The sequence below is a fragment of the Dietzia aerolata genome, assembly GCF_014144865.1.
Classification (GTDB): Bacteria; Actinomycetota; Actinomycetes; order Mycobacteriales; family Mycobacteriaceae; genus Dietzia; species Dietzia aerolata.
In genome coordinates this window covers 1-20,089 of sequence record NZ_JAALDM010000005.1, presented here as the reverse complement: position 1 = coordinate 20,089, position 20,089 = coordinate 1, and the positions used below count along the sequence as shown (strand labels likewise).

Sequence of the window (20,089 nt, the reverse complement as noted above, 5' to 3'; positions counted from 1 at the left end):
ATCGTAGAAAGCCGAACCCCCGGACGACGATTCGCGCCTTCTCTGCTCTCCCCCGCGATCGGCTACCATTCTTCCGGCGACGCCTCGCGCGGGCGCCGCTTGCCTCCGTAGCTCAGTGGATAGAGCATCCGGTTTCTACCCGGCTGGTCAGGGGTTCGAATCCTCTCGGGGGCGCCCACGTTTTCGCTGTTCAGGACGCATTTCTGCCACCTGGCTCAGGTGGCGCGACAGTTTCGTGCCACAGCACCCATCGCGAAGAGAGTTTCGCACACGTCGGTCGAGTAGAAATGTGCGAAACCCGCTTCTCGACACGCCTCACTGCTCAACCAGCGCCCAACACTGGCCAGCTCAGCCAGCTGCCTCTCGCAGCCGTGCGAGCAGCGGCTGTGCCGCCTCGGCGAGGAACCGGTCGAGCGTGGAATCCCCGATCTGGATGAGCGCGATGTCCGTGTAGCCGGCTTCCCAGTACGGCCGCACCTTCTCCACGATGGCGTCGTCGTCCGGACCGCACGCGAGTTGCTCGGCAACGTCCTCGGGCCGCACGAACTTCGTCGCGGCGGCGAACCCGGCGGTGGTGGGCAGGTCGGCGTTGGCCGCCCAGCCGCCGGCGAACCATCGGAACTGATCGTGCGCGCGCTCGATCGCCGCCGTCTCCGATTCGGGGTCCCAACTGATGGGGATCTGCGCGATCGCCCGGGCACCGTCACCGATCCGCGGCCGACTGTCCATCGAGTTCCACCCGTCGATGTACGCGGGTTCGGGCTCGGTGGCGATGAGGTGGTCGGCCAGCGGACCCAGCCGCGTCAGCGCCTTCTCCCCGCCCGCCGCCACACCGATTGGCACGCGGGTCTCTGGCAGGTCCCACAGCCGGGCCGAGTCCACACGGAAGTGCTCCCCGGAATAGGTGACGAGTCCGCCGTCGAACAGCTCGCGGATGATCTCCAGCGCCTCGGCGGTCATCTCGTGACGCTCGTCGAGTGCGGGCCAGCCCTGCCCCACCACGTGTTCGTTGAGGTTCTCGCCGGAGCCGATCCCGAGCATGAACCGCCCGTCGGCCAGGATCTGCATGGTCGCGGCCTTCTGCGCGACCACGGCCGGGTGGTAGCGCAGGATCGGGCAGGTCACGTACGTGCACAGGTCGACGCGCTCGGTGACGTGCGCAACCGCGCCCAGCACGCTCCACACGTACGGCGCGTGCCCCTGCGAGCACAACCACGGGAAGTAGTGGTCGGAGGCCACCTCGAAGTCGAATCCCGCCTGCTCAGCGGCTGCAGCGTAACGCACGAGCTCCTTGGGCCCGGACTGTTCGGTCATGAGGGTGTAGCCGAAGCGTGTCATGGACCGAGGGTGCGCCCGCCGCCCGTCCGCCGCCACCGGTTGTCCTCGCCCGCCCGCGCGGGCACGGTCGAGGCATGGCTGATCCGGACTCCCGCACCCGCCGCCGCGCCCTGCTTTTGGATGTGGACGGCACCTTGGTCGACTCCACGTACGTGCACGTATCGACGTGGCATCGCGCACTCGACGAAGCTGGTGCCACCGTGCCCCACGTGGAGGTACACCGCCGTGTGGGAAAGGACGGCGCCACGCTCGTCGCCGAACTCCTCGAGGTAGCCGGCATCGACGACCAGGCGGCTCGCGACCACATCGCGAGCCGGACAAAGGAGCTGCACAGCCATTACTACGCCGAGGCCGCCAACTCGCTGCGGCTGCTTCCGGGGGCGCGCGAGCTCGTGCGTGGAGCGCATCAGCGCGGGTGGACCACGGTCCTGGCCACGTCTGCGCCGCCGTCCGAGTTCGGCGAGGCGCGTGAGTTGCTGGACGTGGACGAGTTCGTGGACGCCGTGACTACCGGCGAGGACGTGGACCAAGCCAAGCCGGATCCCACCATTGTCGGCATCGCCCTCGACCGCGCGGGCGTCGACGCTACGGACGCGATCATGGTCGGCGATGCCACCTGGGACGCCATCGCGGCAACGAAGCTCGGGGTCCGCTCGATCGCGGTGCGCACGGGAGGGATCGGCGACGACGAACTTCGGGCCGCGGGCTTCTCCGACATCGCCGACGACGCCGCCGCGGTACTGGAGCTCCTCGACCGCCTCCCCCGCAAGATGTGAGTCACGCCCCTCGGGGTGAGTCAGCGCAGCGATTTTCCAGATAGCTTTCCCGCAACCGCTTACGGAGCGACTCCTGGCGGCCGGGGTACGTGCGCCAGGTGCCGCCCGGGGCCATCAGCGACGGCGCTACCGGGGGCGTCAGACCGACGGCGTCGAGGGATCCTGGGCCCAGTGCTCACCGGCCTCGTCACGCGAGGGTGTACGCACTGGCAGCAGCAGGAGCATCCCGATCAGCAGGATCAGTGCGATGCCGGCGATGCCCGCGCGGTCGGTGGCGAAGATAGCCGTGAACACGGCGAACATGGCCGGCGCGAGGAACGAGACAGCGCGCCCGGTGGTGGCGTACAGGCCGAACATCTGGCCGTCGCTTCCCGGCTGGACCAGTCGCGCGAGGAACGAGCGCGACGCCGACTGCGCCGGGCCCACGGACAGGCACATGAGCAGCCCGAAGATCCAGAACATGGTGGTGCCGCTGACGAACAGCAGCACGGTCATGGTTACCAGCATCGAGACCAGCGAGCCGATGATCACCGCCTTGGGGCCGATGCGGTCGTCGAGAAATCCTGCCGCCAGTGCACCGAGTGCGGCCACGACGTTGGCGGCCACGCCGAAGATCAGCACGTCGCCCGGGGCGAGTCCGTACACGGTCACCGCGAGGATCGCCCCGAACGTGAACACGCCCGCCAGTCCGTCACGGAAGATCGCGCTGGCGATGAGGAACTTCACCGTCCGCGGATCGCGTCGCCACAGCGCCTTCAGGTCGGCCCAGAGGATGCGGTACGACTCGATGAATCCGGGTCTGGGGGTGTTGTCGTCGTCGTTCAGATCTTTCGCGCGGTTCTCCGGCACCTTGAACAGCACCGGCAGCGCGAACACCGCGAACCACACGGCGGCGACCAGACACACCAGCCGCACGTTGAGCCCGCCGTCGACGGGGATGCCGAGCATGCCGCGGGTGTCGCCGTCGCCGGAGATGAAGCCCAGGAACACCGCGAGCAGCAGGAAGATGCCGCCGAAGTAGCCCATCGCCCAGCCGTACCCGGACACGCGCCCGACCGTGGCCGGCGTGGAGACCTGCCGCAGCATCGCAAAGTACGAGACCTCGGCGAACTCGAACGTGATCGATCCGACCGCGAGCAGCACCAGCCCCACCCAGAACCAGGGGTTGGGCGAGCCGGAGTCGACGAGGAACATCGCCAGCATGATCGCGACGGTCAGGTACGTCCACAGCGCCAGTGATCGGCGTCGGCGCCCGCCACGATCGGCGCGCTGCCCCATGACCGGCGCGGTGAGCGCGATGACCAGGCCTGCCAGCGCGATCGATATGGACAGCCACGTGGCCGCCGAGAATGGCTCCTCCAGGTCCTTGCCCACCGAGTCGGTGAGATAGACGGAGAAGACGAAGGTGACGATCACCGCGTTGAACGCCGCCGAACCCCAGTCCCACATCGCCCAGGCGGTGACCTGGCCGCGCGCAGCGGGACGTGGGGAGGTGGCCGCCGAATGATTATTTGACGACGACGACAACGCCGCGGATACGTTCGCGGGCGAGGATTCGGACTCCGGGGTGCTCACGCCTTTGAACCTATCCTCTGAGTGCGACATCCGACTGGAAGAACATCTCGACCGCAGCAATGACGTGGCGAGGGTGATGAGCTGACATGCCACCAGCCTGGCTCGAGGCAACACTCCGTGCTCATTGCCAGTATTTGACCCATCACTCCACGTCCGAGCGCCGATATTGTGGCCGGTCTACAGTTCGAGGATGAGCCGGAGGGCTGCCCCGACTTTCCGCAGTTCGTCGAAGGTCAGTCGGCCGACACTGTCGCCGAGCCGAGACGGGTCGACTGCGCTGGTCTGCTCCACCAGTACGCGGGTCGTTCGCCCGTCTATCTGAACTTCGGGCCGAAAACTCGCGGAGCGGGCCGAGGTGGACGTGGGCTCCACCAGCCATGTCGAGAGCGGGAGCTGGACCGACTGGACGACTACCGCACATCGACGAACTGCCTGCTCACTCCCCCTGACATCGCGAGGTTCCCGCAGGCGATACACCTCACCACGCACGCAAACTGTCCATATCCCGCAGTACCTGGGCCGCTTCGGCACGGTCTTGTTCATCGGCAGCCAGCGCTTCGGCCTCTGCCCGGATCGCCGCCCGGGCGCGTTCACGGGCCGCGTCGATCAAAGCAAACCGGACCGCAGTGGAGACGGAAGTCCCATCGCGCGTCAACGCCTCGAGTGCTCGAGCTGCTTCCTCGTCTGGCCGGAAGGTAACCGTGTCTGCCATACGACAAATGAAACACTGAATGTAAGTCACTTCGCGCGAGCGCGAGGCGCACCTCGATGTACTGATTCCACCGCTGCTGCCAGCGACAATGGTTCACTCGGTCTGGTCGCACAAGGACTTCCCGGGCCGATCCCTCTGGGCGAAATCGGTCAGCCTCGGGTCCACCGCGGCCCCGCATACCCATGACCGGGGCCGTAATCCGCGCGGAGCGATAGACGTATTGCCAGCCTCAGCCTCGGCCGACTGAGGTCGCTCGCTTCGGTGTGGTCGTCGTCCGATGTGTTGTCCTTGTGCCTCCCGGTTACACACTGGGCGACTCCCGCCGACGGCACCGGTACCCTCAGGAACGACCCGGGAGCCCACACGGCCAACCGGCACGAACGAGATACACCACCGAGACCCGAGGACGCACCATGCCGCTCCCCCTGCCCACCGCGTCGAACCGCGCCGTCGTCACCGGAGCCTCGTCCGGGATCGGCATGGCCCTGGCCACCGAGCTCGCGCGGCGCGGACACTCGCTGATCGTGGTGGCGCGACGCGAAGAGGTCCTGGCCGAGCTGAAAACGCGACTCGAATCCGAGTTCAGCGTGACCGTCGAGGTGCGGGCCTGCGACCTCGCCGACCCCGCTGCGCGGCAGCCGCTGCTCGACGAGCTGGCCGGGCGGGAGATCTCGATCCTGTGCAATAACGCCGGCATCGCGACCTTCGGGCCCATCGCCGCGCTCGACCCGCAGTACGAGAAGCACCAGGTTCAGGTCAACGCTGTCGCCTGCCACGACCTCGTGCTGGCGGTCCTCCCGGGCATGACCTCGCGCGGAAGTGGCGCGATCCTCAACGTGGGTTCCGCGGCCGGCAACATGCCGATCCCCAACAACGCCACCTACGCCGCATCCAAGGCCTTCCTCAACACCTTCTCCGAGTCACTGCGCGGCGAACTCAAGGGCACCGGCGTGGCCGTGACCCTGCTCGCGCCCGGGCCCGTGCGCACCGAGGAGATCGCCGAGGAGGACAAGACCTTCGTCGACCGGATCGTCCCCGACCGACTTTGGGTGGACACCGCCTACACCGCCCGCATCTCGCTGGACGCCCTGGCCCGCAACAAGATGCGCGTGGTGCCCGGCCCGCTGAGCCAGGCCATGTCGGTGGCCGGCAACTACACGCCTCGCGGGATCATGGCCCCCATCGTGGGCCGCTTCTACGCCAAGCTCGGCGAGGGGCAGGCCGAGAACTGAGCGAGCCGGCCTCGGGCTGGATGACCTGCCGAATTACAGCTGACATTTCCGAAGGCGAAAGACCTGCGCAATCGTGCAGGCGTATCGTCTTCGGGCGGGCGAACTGACTCAAGACAGGCTTGCAGCACGCACTGGCGGCCGATGAAGCGCGGAATAGCCGCACAGAATCAGCCGCCAGCCAACGCGCGCCTCAGCCCGCCTCAACCCGCCTCAACCCGCCTCAGCGCCGGCGCCGTCGGGTCCCGAAGAGGCTGCGCGTGATCTCCCGGCCCGCCGCCGACGCGGCAGAACGCATGAAGCTGCGAACCGCGGGATTGCTCAGGGACTTGGCGATGAACCCCTCGTCGTCGTCGCCACCCTGACCGTCACCACCGCCGGCGCCGCCGGCCGCGCTACCAGCGCCACCACGCGCCTGCTCCCGCGACTCCTCCCGCGCCTGGTCCGCCTGCCGCGCCGCCTCCTCGGCATCCACCTGCCCCTGCTCCGCAGCGGTGGCCTTCTGCTCCAGCTTCTCGTACGCGGACACCGGATCCACGGTCTCGCCGTACTTGGCGAACAGCTCCGACGCGCGCGCCTGCTCGGTCACGGCCTCCTCGCCGATCGTGTTCATGAGCGAGCGCGGCGGCGCCATGAGCGTCCACGCCACCGGAGTCGGCGCCCCGCGCTCGGACAGCACCGTCACCAGCGCCTCACCCGTGCCCAGCGAGGTCAGCGCCGAGGCGATGTCGTACACGTCCGACTTCGGGTACGTCTTGACGGTCTTGGACAGCGCCGCCTGATCCTCCGGTGTGAACGCGCGCAGGGCGTGCTGGACGCGCGCGCCGAGCTGCGAGAGCACCTCCGACGGGATATCGGTGGGCTGCTGCGAGCAGAAGTACACGCCCACACCCTTGGAGCGGATGAGTTTGACGGTCTGCACGACCTGCTCTCCGAACGCCTTGGACGCGCCGTTGAACAGCAGGTGCGCCTCGTCAAAGACGAACACCAGCTCGGGCTTGTCCACGTCGCCCTTCTCGGGCAGCTCCTGGAACAACTCGGCGAGGATCCACATGAGGAACGTCGAGAACAGCGCCGGACGGGAGGCCTGGTCGCCGAGCTCGATGGCGGTCACCACGCCGCGGCCGTCGCGGGTGCGCATGAGGTCGGCCGGGTCGAGGGCGGGGTCGCCGAAGAACGTGTCGCCGCCCTGCGATTCGAGAGTCACCAGCGCGCGCAGGATCACGCCCGCCGTGGCCTTGGAGACGCCGCCGATGCCCTCGAGGTCGTCCTTGCCCTCGTCGCTGGTCAGGTGCGAAATCACCGCGCGAAGGTCCTTGAGGTCGAACAGCTCCAGCCCCTGCTGGTCGGCCCAGTAGAAGATCAGGCCGAGCGTCGACTCCTGGGTCGCGTTGAGGCCGAGCACCTTGGACAGCAGGATGGGCCCGAAGTCGGTGATCGTCGCACGGACCGGCACGCCGATCCCGCCGGTGCCCAGCGAGACGAACTCCACGGGGAAGGCCTGGGCCTCCCACTCGACACCCGTGCGCGCGGCGCGGTCGGTGACCTTGGGGTTGACCTGACCTGGCGCGGCGAGGCCGGACACATCACCCTTGATATCGGCGACGACGACGGGGACACCATTTCCCGACAGTTGTTCCACCAGCAGCTGGATCGTCTTGGTCTTCCCTGTTCCTGTCGCGCCGGCGATCAGGCCGTGGCGGTTCACCATCGACAGGGGCAGCGCCACCCGGGCCGTGGGGTCGGCCGTGCCGTCGACCATCACCGAGCCGAGAGTGATCGCGGGCGAGTCGGTCGCGTAGCCGGCGGCGATCTTCTGCTGTGCGTCGGTCTGGGTCATGCGCTGCGCTCCTTTGTGGTCTGCGGTGAGAGTGTCGGTGTCGAGCGGGTTTCGGCAGTAGGGCGTGGTGTCGGTGGTCGGCGATATAGTCGAATAATGCCAGAGCCGACCCCCGCCGCCCCCGCGTCCTCACCGTCTTCCACGTCCACACCGACTCCCCACCAGGAGTCCAAGAACGATCGGATCGTCTGGATCGACTGCGAGATGACCGGACTGGAGACGAACTCCGATGCGCTGGTCGAGATCGCGGCGCTGGTGACCGACTCCGAATTGAACATCCTCGGCGAGGGCGTGGACATCGTCATTCATGCCCCCGATGCCAAGCTCGACGCCATGCTGCCCGTCGTCCGGGACATGCATGCCTCATCCGGTCTGACCGAGGAGATCCGCACCTCCACCGTGACGCTGGCCGAGGCCGAGAAGGCGGTGCTGGAGTACATCCGCGAGTGGGTGCCCGTGGGTGGGTCCGCGCCCCTGGCCGGCAACTCGATCGCCACCGATCGCGCGTTCATCGCCCGCGATATGCCGGACCTTAACTCGTACCTGCACTACCGGATGATCGACGTCAGCTCCATCAAGGAACTGTGCAAGCGGTGGTACCCGCGCATCTACTTCGGTCAGCCCGAGAAGGGCATGTCGCACCGCGCCCTGGCGGACATCAAGGAGTCGATCCGCGAGCTGCAGTACTACCGCGCCACCGCATTCGTGGCTCAGCCCGGCCCCACCACCGACGAGGTCACCCAGGCTGCCGCCGACCTGCCCCCGCTGGACTGATCCCGGCGGCCCGATTTCTCGCCCGGGGCGCGAGGAGGTAAAGTCGTGGGCGCTGTCCGCGAGGGCGGCAATGGTGGCTGTAGTTCAGCTGGTAGAGCACCAGATTGTGATTCTGGTTGTCGCGGGTTCGAGTCCCGTCAGCCACCCCGAGAGGGCGAGGCCCACATCCTCGGTCAGAGCATCGACTCCGATCGGATGTGGGCCTCGCCCCTTTTCGTGCTCGCCCTCCCGAGTTGAGTCCGCGGGGCATCGTTGAACATGCCCGCAAAAAAACGTGCGGTGTCGGACTCTTGCGAATCCGACACCGCACATGTGTCTTTACCAGCGCCCACCTGTCAGGCCACCGTTCTACCCAGCGGTCACACGCTCATGAGCTTGGTGCCCTCCAGCGACGAGTTGAGATCGTCGTTGAACTTCCGGACACCCCGGCGGAGAACCAGTCCGAGGAACAGGAACGGCACTGTGAACAGCAGCAGCCAGCCCAGTGCCTTCCAGTAGTCGGCGTCGTAGATTCCGCCGATAGCCGCACGCACCGCTGTGGTCGCGTGGGACACGGGGACGAACGGACTGATGTTCTGGAACCACTGCGGCAGCACCGACAGCGGATACGCTCCCCCACCCGCCGAGATCTGGACGACGAGCAGGAGCACGCCGACCGCCTTACCCGCCTCGCCCAGGGTCAATACGAGTGTGTACGTGATCAGTGAGAAGACGAACGACATCACCCAGCCGGCAAGGATCAGCAGGAACGGGTGTGCGGGACGGACACCGACGAAGCCGATGAGACCCACGAAGAGGATCGTGCTCTGCATCAGGGCCAGTCCACCGAAGATCGGGTAGCGACCGAAGTACTCCTGCCACGGCTTGAGGGAACGCGCCGACGGCGGCAGGGAATCCCGGTCGATCTCCGTGCGGATGAGCACGGACAGAAGCAGCGCGCCCACCCAGAGTCCGAGGACCGTGTACAGCGGCGCCATCTGGGAGCCGAAGTTGTCGACCTTGAACACCGGGATCGTATTGAGCGCCACCGGTGAGGCGAGCTCGGCGGCGAACTTCGACGGATCCGAGCCGATGATCTCGGTGATCTCGCTCATGTCGCCGGTCTCGGCGGCCCGCTGCAGGGCGTCCTCGAGCTCGCTGAAGGTGTCCGAGGAGTCGCGCAGGTCGCTCGCGAGCAACCGCAGTGCGGTCTCCCCGTCCGACAGCCCCTGGGACAGCGCTCCCCCGCCCGCGGCCAACGACTGCTCGGCCGCCTGCAGGTCCTGTCCGATCCCGGCGAATTCTGTTCCCACCGCGCGCAGGTCGGTCCCCAGCTGCTCCAGCTTCGGGCGCAGGCTGTTCGTGTACTGGTCACGGGCCCCGTTGATGGCGGCCTGTGCGGCGTCCACGTCCTGCAGGATCCCCTGGCGGGCGGCGCCTCGATCGAGCCCGCCCTGCGACGCGGGCGAGGCGGCCGCGTCGAGACGCTGCTCGAGAGCCTGCTGGCGATCCACGACGGCGTCGAGCCGGTCTGCGAGCAGGTTCATCGCATCCCGCGTCACCGGGTCGAGGCCGGGGGTCGATGCCTGGCTCCGCAACTGATCACGCATGCCGGAGTAGGCGGTGATCTGCTGGGACACCCCGTCGGAGGCCTGCGAAAGACCGTTTCCGGTCTGCTGGCCCGTCGCTCCGGGACCGAGGATCCGATTGACCTCCGCGCGGAGGGTCTCAAAGCTCTGGGCACTCATGGCGAAGGCATTGGACAGCTGATTCGCCGCCGACCCGAGGACGCCCTGCGCGGAGTTCACGGCCTCGGCGCCCTCGCCGATCGCCCCGGAGGTGTCTCGGACCGCCTCCGAGGTGGACGAGGCGAGCGAGTCCGCGCTGGCCAGGAGGGAGTCGGCAGACGAGAGCACCACGGCGAAGGACTCGGCGGTAGTCGCCCCGGAGCTCAGTTGCGCCGAGATGTTGCCGACTTCGGACTCCATGCGATCCAGGGTCGCCTGTGCGTCGGAGTCCTCGAGGTACGTGGACAGGGACGACACCAGGGCCAGTCCGACCTCGTCGAGTGTCTGCGTGAAGCTCGTGTTGATCTGAGTCGACACATCTGTGGCGGCTTCACCGGTGATCAGCGATGAGAGAGCGTTCTTCTTCTCGTTGACGTAGAGGTCGATCTCCACCGGCGTCGCACCCGGGGAGATGAAGGTCAGCATCTTCTGGCTGAAATCGGCGGGCAGCACGATCGCCGCGTAGTACTCCTCCGACTTGGTGCCGTCCACGGCTTCCTCTTCGGAGACGAACTGCCAGTCGATGTCACTGTTGGCCCGCAACTGTGACACCACCGTGTCGCCGACATTGATCCGCATGGGGAACAGCGGACTCTCGTACCCCTCGTCGGAGCTGGCGACCGCGACCTTGAGGTTGTCGACATTGTCGAACGGCTTCCAGCTCGAGAGAACGTTGAACCACGCGAAAAACGACGGGATCAGTACGACTCCGACCAGCACGATCACCGAGATCGGATTGCTGATGGCCTGCTTGAAGTCCTGACGAATCAGGGTGAAGACGTTGTTCACGCGTGCTGCCCCCGCTTCTCGAGCTGGTCAAGTCGTGCATCGGGTCGGATGGCTGCTTCTTCCGCCGCCAGCACCAGCCTCACCTCGTCCTCGGGGAGATCGAGAACTTCGGTACCGAACATGACGCTCTGGTTGATGTACTCGATCGCGACGATCGCACCCATCACGAGCAGGACCAGCAGACCCCAGATGCCGAGCACGGTGGCCTTGGCGTCCGGGAACACCAAACCGATGGCGCACAGCACCGCGGTTCCGATGAGCCCGATGAGCACCGCACCGCGCTGCACGGTCTTGTGGTTGGCATCGAGCCAGTGCCGGCGCTTGGCGTTGACCTCGCGGAGCTTCTCCTTGTCCGTCAGGGCCTGCACGAGCTGCGTCAGGCGACGACGCGACCCCAGGGTTTGCACGTCCTCGCTGAGGAACAGCCCGGTGCTGGCCAACTTGGTGTTGAACAGTCGCGAGAAGTTCCCCAGGCGTTGCCGCAGGAGGAGCCCCAGGAAGAAGGCCAGCGCGGCGAAGAGGAGGAGAACGGCCAGGTACTTGAAGTAGTACAGGTGGTAGAAGCCGCCGATGGTCTCGCGGAGTGCATCGATCCCGTAGGTGAACGGGAAGAACGGGAACAGCGCCCGGAAGAACTCCGGCATCATCTCGATCGGATAGATGCCGGAGGCACCCGGGATCTGCATGATCACCAGCAGCACCGCGATGCCCTTACCGATATAGCCGAATGACACCGACAGGGCATAGATGATCGACATATAGACGAGTCCGATGAAGACGCATGTCACCACGAACACGACCGCGTTCGCCGTCTGCACACCGATCAGGACGTTGCCGATGCTCACCAGCAGTGCCTGGATGATGTTCATCACCGCGAACAGCAACCAACGACCGAAGTAGGCCTGCCTGACGGTCAGTCCCTCGACATCCTCGGTGTCGACCTCCAGCTTGAACAGCACCATCAGCACGAAGCCGGCGATCCACAGGGACAGGTTGGTGAACAGCGGCGCCATCGACGACCCATATGCCGGAACCGGGAAGAGGTCGTTCTCGTGCACCGTGACCGGCCCACCCATGAACGCGGCGATCGACTCGGGATCAAGGTCGGTCAGCAGGCTCACCTGGTTCCAGATGTCCGCCGCACTGATCGCGTCCAGGTCCGTCTGCAGGGTGTTCAGGTCCGATTGGATGTCCCCGAGATTGCCGTCGAGCGAGGACACGGCCGTGCCGGTCTCGTCGAGAAGCGACTCGAGCTCGGTGAGCAGGTCCACGGCTTCGCCGACGAGCGTCTGCTGTGAATCCAGTGCGGTGGTCAGGGCGCCCACGCTCGCGGACAGCGACGCCATGGACTGGTTGAGGCCCGGGAACGCATCGGCCAGCAGGGCGTGCAGTCCCGCCGACGACCTCTCGACGGCGCGCACCGCCTCGGAGGCCGCGGCCGTCTGCCCCGAGATGGTGGACACCCCGGCGTGCGCGGCGTCGAGTGCTGCGAGAAGTTCGCGGTCGCGGGCGGTCTGCGCCTCCAGGTCGCTGATCACCTGCTCGGCCTGGGCCTTTGCCGGAACCCCGGCGGGAATCGCGGCCGCGACCGGGCGCAAGGTGGCCAGCAGTGCCTCGTTGGCGGCTATGACCGCCTGCACGTCACGCTGCGCGGACGACAGGGCGGTGCGGGCTGCGTCAGCGCCGGCGGAGACCTGCCCGACGCTCTCGTTCAGGCGCGAGGTCGCGCTGGTGAGGTTAGATGCGCCGGAGACATAGGCATCCGACAGGTTCTCCGAGAAACCGACCAGGTCCCGCTGAACCTCGTTGACCAGTGCTTGCGCATCGGTCGCGGCAGCGGAGACATCGTCCATCGCGGAATCCACGCGCTGCAGGGCGCTCTTGGCATCGCCGATGGCGTCCTTCCCGGGCCCGAGCGCGTCCCCCAGTTCGGTCAGGCTCATGCGGGTGGCCTGCACCGTCGCCAGAGCCTGATCCAACGCCGACAGCGTCTCGTTGCGGGAGTCGATCAGCCAATCCCCCGTGTCGACCCCCGCCTTCTCCGCCTGCTCCGCGATCGTCTGGGCGACGGTCGCGGCGAAGTTCGAGTTGATCTGCGTATCCAGGGTCGACGCTCCGACCTCGGTGATCTTGGGGGCGATCGCGTTCGCCTTCTCGTTGGTGTAGTACTCCAACTCCGGCTGGATGAAATCGCCGGTCATGATCGTCAACAGGTCTTTGGAGAAGTCCGGCGGCATGACGATCGCGGCGTAGCTCTCACCGGATCTGACGGCGTCCATCGCGGCATCATGATCCATGAACTGCCAGCCGAGCTGGTCGTTGGTCTTGAGCTGATCAACCACCTGCTCGCCGACGTTGACCTCACCGGTGAGCTCCGTGCTCGCGCCCTCGTCCTGGTTGACGATGGCCACCTTGATGTGATCGGCGTTACCGTACGGGTCCCAGAACGCGATGATGTTGACCCAGGCATACAGGGAGGGCAACACGAGTAGGCCGATGATGATCGCCCACGACTTCGGCGCCCGACGGATGCGCGTGAGGTCGCGACGAAGCACCTTGAAGGCGTTACGCATGTACCTCCCCTTCACTGTCACTCAAGCTCGATCCACGCTGAGCACAGCGCGAACGGACGGCCCAGGTGACTCACCTGTCACCGGGGCCGCAACACAATCCCAGGACAGACGTGATCTCACCCATAGGATTAATTCCTGCTTAGCGTACTCGGTCGCTCTGACGAACACCCATTAACGAGGCGACCCCACCCCGGATTCGATGTTGCCCTGCACCATGTCGAAATATCGGGATTCCGCAAGCAACCCCGCGACTTTCACCGACACGATCGCGTGGGGGCGAATTGAAACCGCCGGTTAAACCGGCTCTCAGGAGCCGATCCCAGCTGCCGTCGGCGACTGCCCTACCAGCGGTTGCGGGACTCCTCCGCCCAGCCGACCAGCCCGTCCAACGAGACAGATGTGCCATCGTCCAGGACCCCGCTACCGCTCCAGACGCCGAAGGCCTGCCAGGTCTTGACCGCCAGCACTCCGAGCTCGGTGAGGTCGCGCCGCTGGTGGAACGGCGTGAGGGTGGCGTCCAACCGCTCCCCCTGGACTCGCCATGGCCCGGCCCGGTCGAGCACGTCGTAGCTCCAGCGGAGGTCCTCGCCGATCTTGTGCATCCGGCCGTCCACGAGGATCCCGTTCTCCGTGCACGCGGTGCCGTCGGTCCACTTGCCGCCCACCTGGATCGCGCGCGTGGAGCCGTCCACCACGCCGCTGCCCGCGCCCCAGTTCCAGACGTTCGAGTACCGCCACCGGCCGCGTCCCCGGTCCAGCACGGCCCAGCCCGGCCCCAGGTCGCGAACCGCCCCGTCGAGGGTCACCGTGCCCGTGACCGGATTGGCCAGGTCCTTGAGCGTGTACTGGAACCGCTTCTCGCCCCAGGGCACGACCACCCCGAGACTGTCGTGATCCTGCCGACGAACCGCCAGATCCACCTGAAGTCCCGTCGCCCGCACACTGATCGAGGTGATGCGGTCGGCGGCGTTGTCGTCGTCGTCAATCTTTATTTCCACCCGCGACGACCCGGGTCCCGCTGCGGCGTGGATCGTTCCGTCGCCCGGCACATCGCTGAAGCCCGGCGCGCCGAACGGCGTGATCCCGCTACGCACCGTCTCCACGCCCGTGGCGCGGTCCAGCACATACACGGCGCAGTTGGCGAGGTAATCGAGCCCGGCGACGGTCAGTCCCACCACGAAGTGCTCGGTGACGACCCCCCAGTACTCCCACCGCTTGGTACGGCCCCAACCCGAGATCGCGGTCCGGAACACCGGTGAACGGGACCAGCCCACGGCTGCCGGGTTGAGGCGGCGGCCGTGGGCAAGGTCGGTGATGGCGGTGATCTCGCGCTCGACGGTCATGCGATCACTCTTGCAGGCCCGCGCCCCCGACGTGCGGGAGCCGGATGCACAACGACCTGGCCGTGCCTATGGTGCGGGTGATCCGACCCAGCCAGGAGGGCCGTTGTCCACACTTGACCTGTTGCTCGCCGCCGTCGGTGCGCTCGGGGTGGTGATCGTCGCCCTGTCGGCGCGCATTCACCGCTGGCCCGTATCCGAACCCCTGATCGCGCTCGTCGCGGGTGTGATTCTGGGGCCGGCAGTCACTGGCGTGCTGGACCTGCCCGACATCGTCCGCGACCAGTCCACCCTCCACACCGGCGCGGAGATCCTGCTGGGCATCTCCGTCATGGGCGTGGCGCTGCGCTACCCCTTCTCCGCGATCCGGCAGCACTGGAAGAAGCTGACCCTGCTGCTCGTCGTGGCCTTACCCGCAATGGCACTGATCTCCACCGGCCTGGCCATGTGGACCGTCGGACTCCCGCTCGCGGCGGCCCTGCTGCTGGGGACGGCGATCTGTCCCACCGACCCGGTCCTGGCCTCCAGTGCCGTCACCGGCGACGACGCCGAGAAGGACCTCCCTGAGCAGGACCGGCAATTGCTGTCCCTGGAGTCGGGCGCCAACGACGGACTGGCCCTGCCGCTGGTCCTCGTCGCGCTGGTGGTGGCGACCCCGCTGACCGCGGGATCGGCCGCCTCGGAGATCGGGTGGCAGATCATCGGCGCCCTCGTGGTGGGCGTCGTCGCCGGGGTGTCCGCCGCCAAGGCGCTGCATTTCTCCGAACGCCACCACAGCGTCGAGAACGGCCCCGTGCTCATGTTCACCCTGCTGTTGACACTCCTGGTGCTCGGCGTCTCGGGCTTGATCAGCGTCAACGGCGTGTTCGCGGCGTTCGTCGCCGGTCTCGCCTTCAACCGCACCAGCGCCGGTGAGGAGCGGCGGGTCGAGGTGGAGATCGACGAGGCGGTCAACCAGTTCGCCGTCCTGCCGTTCTTCATCGCCTTCGGCGCGATGCTGCCCTGGGAGCAGTGGGGTCAGCTCGGGTGGACTGCGGTCGGGCTGACCGTCGCCGTTCTGGTGCTCCGGCGCCCACCCGTGATCTTCGCGCTCATGCGGCCGTTGGGGCTGCGTGCGCACAACGCCGCATTTCTCGGCTGGTTCGGCCCCGTCGGCGTCGCGGCGGTGTTCTATCTGACCGAGGAGGCGTCCAGGGCGGGCCCGGACCCCGTGCTGTTGGGGCTGGGCACGCTGATCGTGGCGGCCAGCACCGTCACCCATGGCGTCACCGCGGCACCCGGGCGAGTGCTCTTCCGCCGGGCTGACCGGCGAGCGGCCGAACGGGCCGGAGCCAGCCGGGCCGGGGCCGACCGGACGGAGAGCTAGCCGGGCCAGTGGCAACCGGGCCCGGCGCTGTCGAGCCGCAGGCCAGCCGGGACCGCGCCGATGTCCGCTGAGGTCAGTCGAAGGAACCTTCGGTGGGATCGACGGGGTCATCCCCGAGGCCGGCGCGGCGGTCCGCCCCGCCGGAGCGTTTCCGCCAGGCGGACTCGATCACCCAGATCAGGATGCCGATCATGGGACCGAACGCCACGCCCAGGCCGACGTTGCCGAACGCAGCACCGAGGGACACCCCTAGTGCGACGCCAATGGCGATCCACATCCCGAGCCGGGTGGAATCCATCGGTCAGGCAGCACCCTGGTCGGCGTTGCCGGCCTTCCAGGTCTCCCACGGGACGTTCCAGTCGCCGAGACCGTCCCAGCCGGGCAGGGTACCGCCGACGGTGCCGGAGACCTCGAAGATGTCGCCTCGCTTGGCATTGTCGTAGAACCACTTGGCGTCGGCGGTGGTGACATTGAGGCAGCCGTGGCTCGTGTTCTGGCTGCCCTGCGCCCACACCGACCACGGCGCGGCGTGGATGAAGATGCCGCTGTAGGACATGCGCGTGGCGTACTGGACCGGGGTGCGGTAGCCGTCCGCCGAGTCCACGGCCACGCCGTAGGTAGAGGAGTCCATGATCATCGACGCGTGCTTCTCGCCGATGACGTAGGTGCCGTTGGGGGTCGGGGTCGCGGCCTTACCCATCGAGGTGGGCATGGTCTTGATGACCTCGCCGTTGCGCTCGATCACGATCTGCTTGGTCGAGTCGTCGACCCGCGAGATCACGGCGTCGCCGATCGTGAAGGTGGCCTGGTTGTCCTCCTGGCCGTACATGCCCCCACCCATGTCCTCGCCATAGATGTCCACGTGCACGTCGACCTCGGTGCCGGGCTCCCAGTACTCCTGCGGGCGCCAGCGCACCTCCTGGTTGGAGACCCAATAGAACGCGCCCTCCACCTCGGGGGTGGTGGTGATGTGGATGTTCTCCTGGGCCGCATGGCGGTCCGCGATCGGCTCGTCGAACATGATCGCCACCGGCTGCCCGATGCCCACGACCTCGCCCTCGCCCACCGTGAGGTAGGCGGCGGTCATGATCTCGGGCGTCAGGGTGCTGAAGGTGGAATTGCTGCGGGTCACCAGGCCCGCCTCGTCCGTGGCGGTGGACTCGAGCGTGTACTGCTTGCCGTAGCCGAGCTCCTCGGTGGTCCGCCACTCGGTGGACTCGGGGTTGAACTCACCCTGAACCTCGACGCCCTCCGGGTTCTTCATCACGACGGTGTCGAGCTTCCCGTTCTCGGCGGTGAGAACGATCGGTTCGGCCGGATTGGCGTCGAGGGAGCCGTCAGCGACCGACACGTCGATCTCGGCGGCCGGCTCGGCCGGAGCCTCGGCCGCCTGCTCGCCGTTGCCCGAACCGCCGTCGCCGATGGTGCACCCGGTGAGCACAAGGGTTCCGGCGAACACGGCGGCCAGCGCGAGCCGACCCTTGGACCGGGCCCACGTCGACCGCCGCCCCGTCCGATCCGTTGTACGCAGGTTCACTTGATGGCCCCTTCCGATGTTGCTTCCCCCCGCCCATGGCCACGGCCGAAGGGGATGTCTCCGGGTCATTATGCCTGGGAAAACCCTGGTGTTCCATATCGAAACAATAAAGGGTGCCCTATCAACCATTTTCCGGCCAGCCCCCCTGAGCAGGCGATTTCGTGATTCGCTGGCGGCCCTGTTACTGTTCTTCTCGCACCGCAGGACGCGGGGCACCACGCAAGACCAGCGCCATTAGCTCAATTGGCAGAGCAGCTGACTCTTAATCAGCGGGTTCGGGGTTCGAGTCCCTGATGGCGCACAATCCGGAAAACCCCGGTCACCAGCACGTTCAGGTGGCCGGGGTTTTCTGCCGCCTCCCTGCCGTGCCTGCGCCACCCCCGCCGCAGGCACGCCGGGCGACCCCGGCAGGCTCCGCACGACCCCAAACGACCCCGGCCACCGCCCCACCGACGTGAGTTTCCATTTATGCGCGCCGGTTCGCCGCCGGGAATAGGGTGAGGCCGACCCTCAGGAGGTTGTTCCCCTTGACCGGCCCGCCCACTCCGCCCACTCCAACCCCTCTGACCGTCCCGGTCCCCCGCGCTCCCGCCGACTGGATCCGCGCCGTCGCGCACGTGGCCCCCGCGCGCGTGCCCGTCGGCCACACGATCCGCTCCGGCGTCTCCGTCGGACTACCGTTCGTGCTCGGCGCCCTGCTCGGTCACACGCTGACGGAATGTGGGTGGGCCTGGCCGCGCTCCTGTTGGCGGCGGGCGAGCGCGAGGGCACTTATCGCCTGAACTTCCTCATCATCGCCGTCTCCACCCCCATCGCGGCGGCAGGATATCTCCTCGGGTTCGCCCAGAATCTGCCGCTGCCGGCGCTCATGGTCCTCGCCGCGGTGGTCGCGTTCATCGCGGGCGCGATCGCCGGCCCGGGACCCGCGTTCTCGGTGGGAGGTATGCAGTTCCTGCTGGTCGCCGCCATCGCGATGGGAGTTCCACATGTCAACTGGTGGACCGCGATCGGGCTGTACGTCGTCGGCGCGCTCTTCTATGCCGCGCTGTTGGCGGCGGAGATGCTGATCAATCCCCGCCGTCCGCAGCGGATCGTCACCGTGTCATTGCTGCAGGCCCTGGCCGATCTCGCCGCGGCCAGGACGTCCGACCTCGCCGACGGTGGGGACCGCACCACCGAGGCCCGACGCCGCGCGACCGGGGCCTACCAAGCGGCGGTCGGTCGGGCTGCCGAGCTCACCGCCCGGCCCTCCTGGTCGACGCGGGTGTGGGTACTGGACGGCCAGGCGCTCACCGCCGCGGATCGGACCCAGGCGTTCCTGGTGGCCGGGACCGATCCCGTGGCGGCGTCGGTGGCCGCGGATCACCTCGCCGTGCTGGCCGCCGAGGTCGAGGCCACGGGCCTGCGCTGCCGCGGGAAGGATCGCGGGAAGAACGGCGATAATGCAACGCCCCACGGGTCCACGTCGGCGCCCGGCGTAACGTCCCGGACTGACCAAAATATGTGACGACGACGACACCACCATCAACCCCCGGACCATACGCCGACGGGATGCTCGGCCGCAGTGTCGACCAGCTCGCCCTGGCCCTGAACCGGCCGGCGGACCCACGGTCGGTCTCCCGCTCAGGCCCCCGCGTGAGCCCCCACTCGAGCAGAATCCGCCCGGCCGACCACAGGGCTTCCCACCGCGGAACGTCGCGTTCCCAGCGAGCCCACGAGCCGCTGCTGACGTCCGCCTTCAGCAACGAGGTCCTGATGGCCGCCTGCCGACTGTCACTGGCCTACGGGATCGCGGTGGGCGCCAAGATGTATTTTCCGTTCAGCCACTGGTTCTGGGTCCCTCTGACGGTCTGTCTGGTGATGAAACCCGACTTCGGCTCGGTGTTCTCCCGGGCGGTGCTGCGGGTAGTCGGGACGGCGGTCGGCGCGGTGATCGCGACCGTGATCCTCTTTCTCGTGCCCAAGGGGTGGGCGATCGGCGTGGCGATCGGGCTCCTGTCGGCCTGCGTCCCGTACTTCATGATGCGGTCCTACGCGCTACAGGCCGTCGCGATCGCCCCGGCGGTCATCCTGCTCGTGGACGTCATCCAGCCGGGCGACGAGACCGCGAACTTCAGCGTGCAGCGCATCGGGGCCACGATCGTGGGCGGCCTGGTGGTACTGGTCTTCGGTTATCTGATCTGGCCGCACAGCCGCCGGGTCTGGATCGCGAACAGCTTCGCCACAGCCATGGACCGCATCGCCGAGCACCTGCGGCTGGCCTCGCAGCCGATTCCCGACGTGGACGGTCGGTCTCGTCGTCGTCATCTAGATCTTGTGGCCGCGCGCCGCGCGTCCTATCGCGCCCTCGCCGACCTCCAATTCCGCCTACGTCGGGCGCTCGCGGAACCCGGGGTGGGCGGACGCACCGCGGCGGCGTGGATCCCCGCGGTCTCGGCGGCGGACCGGCTCGCCGACGCCGTGACCTCGTACGC

The 20,089-nt window shown here is 67.5% G+C and carries 16 protein-coding genes and 3 tRNA genes; 9 read left to right on the top strand and 10 right to left on the bottom strand.

The window, feature by feature from the left end; all coding sequences use genetic code 11:
* Positions 1-101: 101 nt before the first annotated feature.
* A tRNA-Arg gene (locus tag G6016_RS00350) sits at positions 102-174 on the top strand.
* A gap of 174 nt (positions 175-348) precedes the next feature.
* Here the strand turns inward: G6016_RS00350 and G6016_RS00345 are convergent.
* A complete protein-coding gene (locus G6016_RS00345; protein ID WP_182630729.1) occupies positions 349-1,338 on the bottom strand; it encodes a TIGR03557 family F420-dependent LLM class oxidoreductase in 990 nt (329 codons plus the stop codon).
* A gap of 74 nt (positions 1,339-1,412) precedes the next feature.
* On the opposite strand from G6016_RS00345, the gene G6016_RS00340 reads away from it, so the two are divergent.
* Complete coding sequence (locus G6016_RS00340; RefSeq protein WP_182630728.1) at positions 1,413-2,114, top strand: HAD family hydrolase; 702 nt, start codon at positions 1,413-1,415, stop codon at positions 2,112-2,114.
* 138 nt (positions 2,115-2,252) lie between these two features.
* Here G6016_RS00340 and G6016_RS00335 read toward each other — a convergent pair whose 3' ends face one another.
* From G6016_RS00335 to G6016_RS00325, 3 genes are all read right to left on the bottom strand, one after another.
* A complete protein-coding gene (locus tag G6016_RS00335; RefSeq protein WP_182630742.1) occupies positions 2,253-3,563 on the bottom strand; it encodes an MFS transporter in 1,311 nt (436 codons plus the stop codon).
* Between the two features lie 303 nt (positions 3,564-3,866).
* Positions 3,867-4,232 carry a type II toxin-antitoxin system PemK/MazF family toxin gene (locus G6016_RS00330; protein ID WP_187354186.1) on the bottom strand — a complete coding sequence of 122 codons (366 nt, stop codon included), beginning with the start codon at positions 4,230-4,232 and terminating at the stop codon, positions 3,867-3,869.
* Entirely contained in the window at positions 4,168-4,401 is a 234-nt protein-coding gene (locus tag G6016_RS00325; RefSeq protein WP_182630726.1) for a hypothetical protein, read from the bottom strand. The genes G6016_RS00330 and G6016_RS00325 overlap by 65 nt, the downstream gene beginning before the upstream one ends.
* Before the next feature lie 413 nt (positions 4,402-4,814).
* Between G6016_RS00325 and cmrA the strand changes: the two genes are divergently transcribed.
* Positions 4,815-5,633 (top strand): mycolate reductase, encoded by an 819-nt coding sequence (gene cmrA / locus G6016_RS00320; protein WP_182630725.1) that lies wholly within the window; start codon positions 4,815-4,817, stop codon positions 5,631-5,633.
* Positions 5,634-5,853: 220 nt separating this feature from the next.
* Here the strand turns inward: cmrA and G6016_RS00315 are convergent, their stop codons facing one another.
* Positions 5,854-7,470, bottom strand: a complete 1,617-nt coding sequence (locus G6016_RS00315; RefSeq protein ID WP_182630724.1) for a helicase HerA-like domain-containing protein — start codon at positions 7,468-7,470, stop codon at positions 5,854-5,856.
* A 96-nt stretch (positions 7,471-7,566) separates the two neighbouring features.
* Between G6016_RS00315 and orn the strand changes: the two genes are divergently transcribed.
* Together orn and G6016_RS00305 are read left to right on the top strand one after the other, a co-directional pair.
* Positions 7,567-8,244: an oligoribonuclease gene (gene orn / locus G6016_RS00310; protein ID WP_182630723.1), complete on the top strand. Its 678-nt coding sequence runs from the start codon at positions 7,567-7,569 to the stop codon at positions 8,242-8,244.
* 73 nt (positions 8,245-8,317) lie between these two features.
* Positions 8,318-8,390: transfer RNA gene (locus tag G6016_RS00305), tRNA-His, on the top strand.
* A 213-nt stretch (positions 8,391-8,603) separates the two neighbouring features.
* Here the strand turns inward: G6016_RS00305 and G6016_RS00300 are convergent.
* From G6016_RS00300 to G6016_RS00290, 3 genes are all read right to left on the bottom strand, one after another.
* On the bottom strand, positions 8,604-10,799 hold the full coding sequence (locus G6016_RS00300; protein WP_182630722.1) for a YhgE/Pip family protein: 2,196 nt from the start codon (positions 10,797-10,799) through the stop codon (positions 8,604-8,606).
* Positions 10,796-13,372 carry a YhgE/Pip domain-containing protein gene (locus G6016_RS00295; RefSeq protein ID WP_182630721.1) on the bottom strand — a complete coding sequence of 859 codons (2,577 nt, stop codon included), beginning with the start codon at positions 13,370-13,372 and terminating at the stop codon, positions 10,796-10,798. The genes G6016_RS00300 and G6016_RS00295 overlap by 4 nt, the downstream gene beginning before the upstream one ends.
* 341 nt (positions 13,373-13,713) lie before the next feature.
* Positions 13,714-14,715, bottom strand: coding sequence for a DUF2804 domain-containing protein (locus tag G6016_RS00290; RefSeq protein WP_182630720.1), 1,002 nt, complete (start codon positions 14,713-14,715; stop codon positions 13,714-13,716).
* A 103-nt stretch (positions 14,716-14,818) separates the two neighbouring features.
* On the opposite strand from G6016_RS00290, the gene G6016_RS00285 reads away from it, so the two are divergent.
* Complete coding sequence (locus G6016_RS00285; RefSeq protein ID WP_241729613.1) at positions 14,819-16,078, top strand: cation:proton antiporter domain-containing protein; 1,260 nt, start codon at positions 14,819-14,821, stop codon at positions 16,076-16,078.
* Positions 16,079-16,151: 73 nt separating this feature from the next.
* On the opposite strand, the gene G6016_RS00280 is transcribed toward G6016_RS00285, so the two are convergent.
* Positions 16,152-16,376, bottom strand: coding sequence for a hypothetical protein (locus G6016_RS00280; protein WP_182630718.1), 225 nt, complete (start codon positions 16,374-16,376; stop codon positions 16,152-16,154).
* A gap of 3 nt (positions 16,377-16,379) precedes the next feature.
* Complete coding sequence (locus tag G6016_RS00275) at positions 16,380-17,615, bottom strand: Ig-like domain-containing protein (RefSeq protein WP_182630717.1); 1,236 nt, start codon at positions 17,613-17,615, stop codon at positions 16,380-16,382.
* Between the two features lie 228 nt (positions 17,616-17,843).
* Here G6016_RS00275 and G6016_RS00270 point away from each other — a divergent pair.
* From G6016_RS00270 to G6016_RS00260, 3 genes are all read left to right on the top strand, one after another.
* Positions 17,844-17,916 (top strand) — tRNA-Lys (locus tag G6016_RS00270).
* A 417-nt stretch (positions 17,917-18,333) separates the two neighbouring features.
* Positions 18,334-19,122 (top strand): FUSC family membrane protein, encoded by a 789-nt coding sequence (locus tag G6016_RS00265; protein ID WP_182630716.1) that lies wholly within the window; start codon positions 18,334-18,336, stop codon positions 19,120-19,122.
* Positions 19,123-19,370: 248 nt separating this feature from the next.
* The coding region (locus G6016_RS00260; RefSeq protein ID WP_182630715.1) for an FUSC family protein at positions 19,371-20,089 on the top strand (719 nt) is incomplete at its 3' end.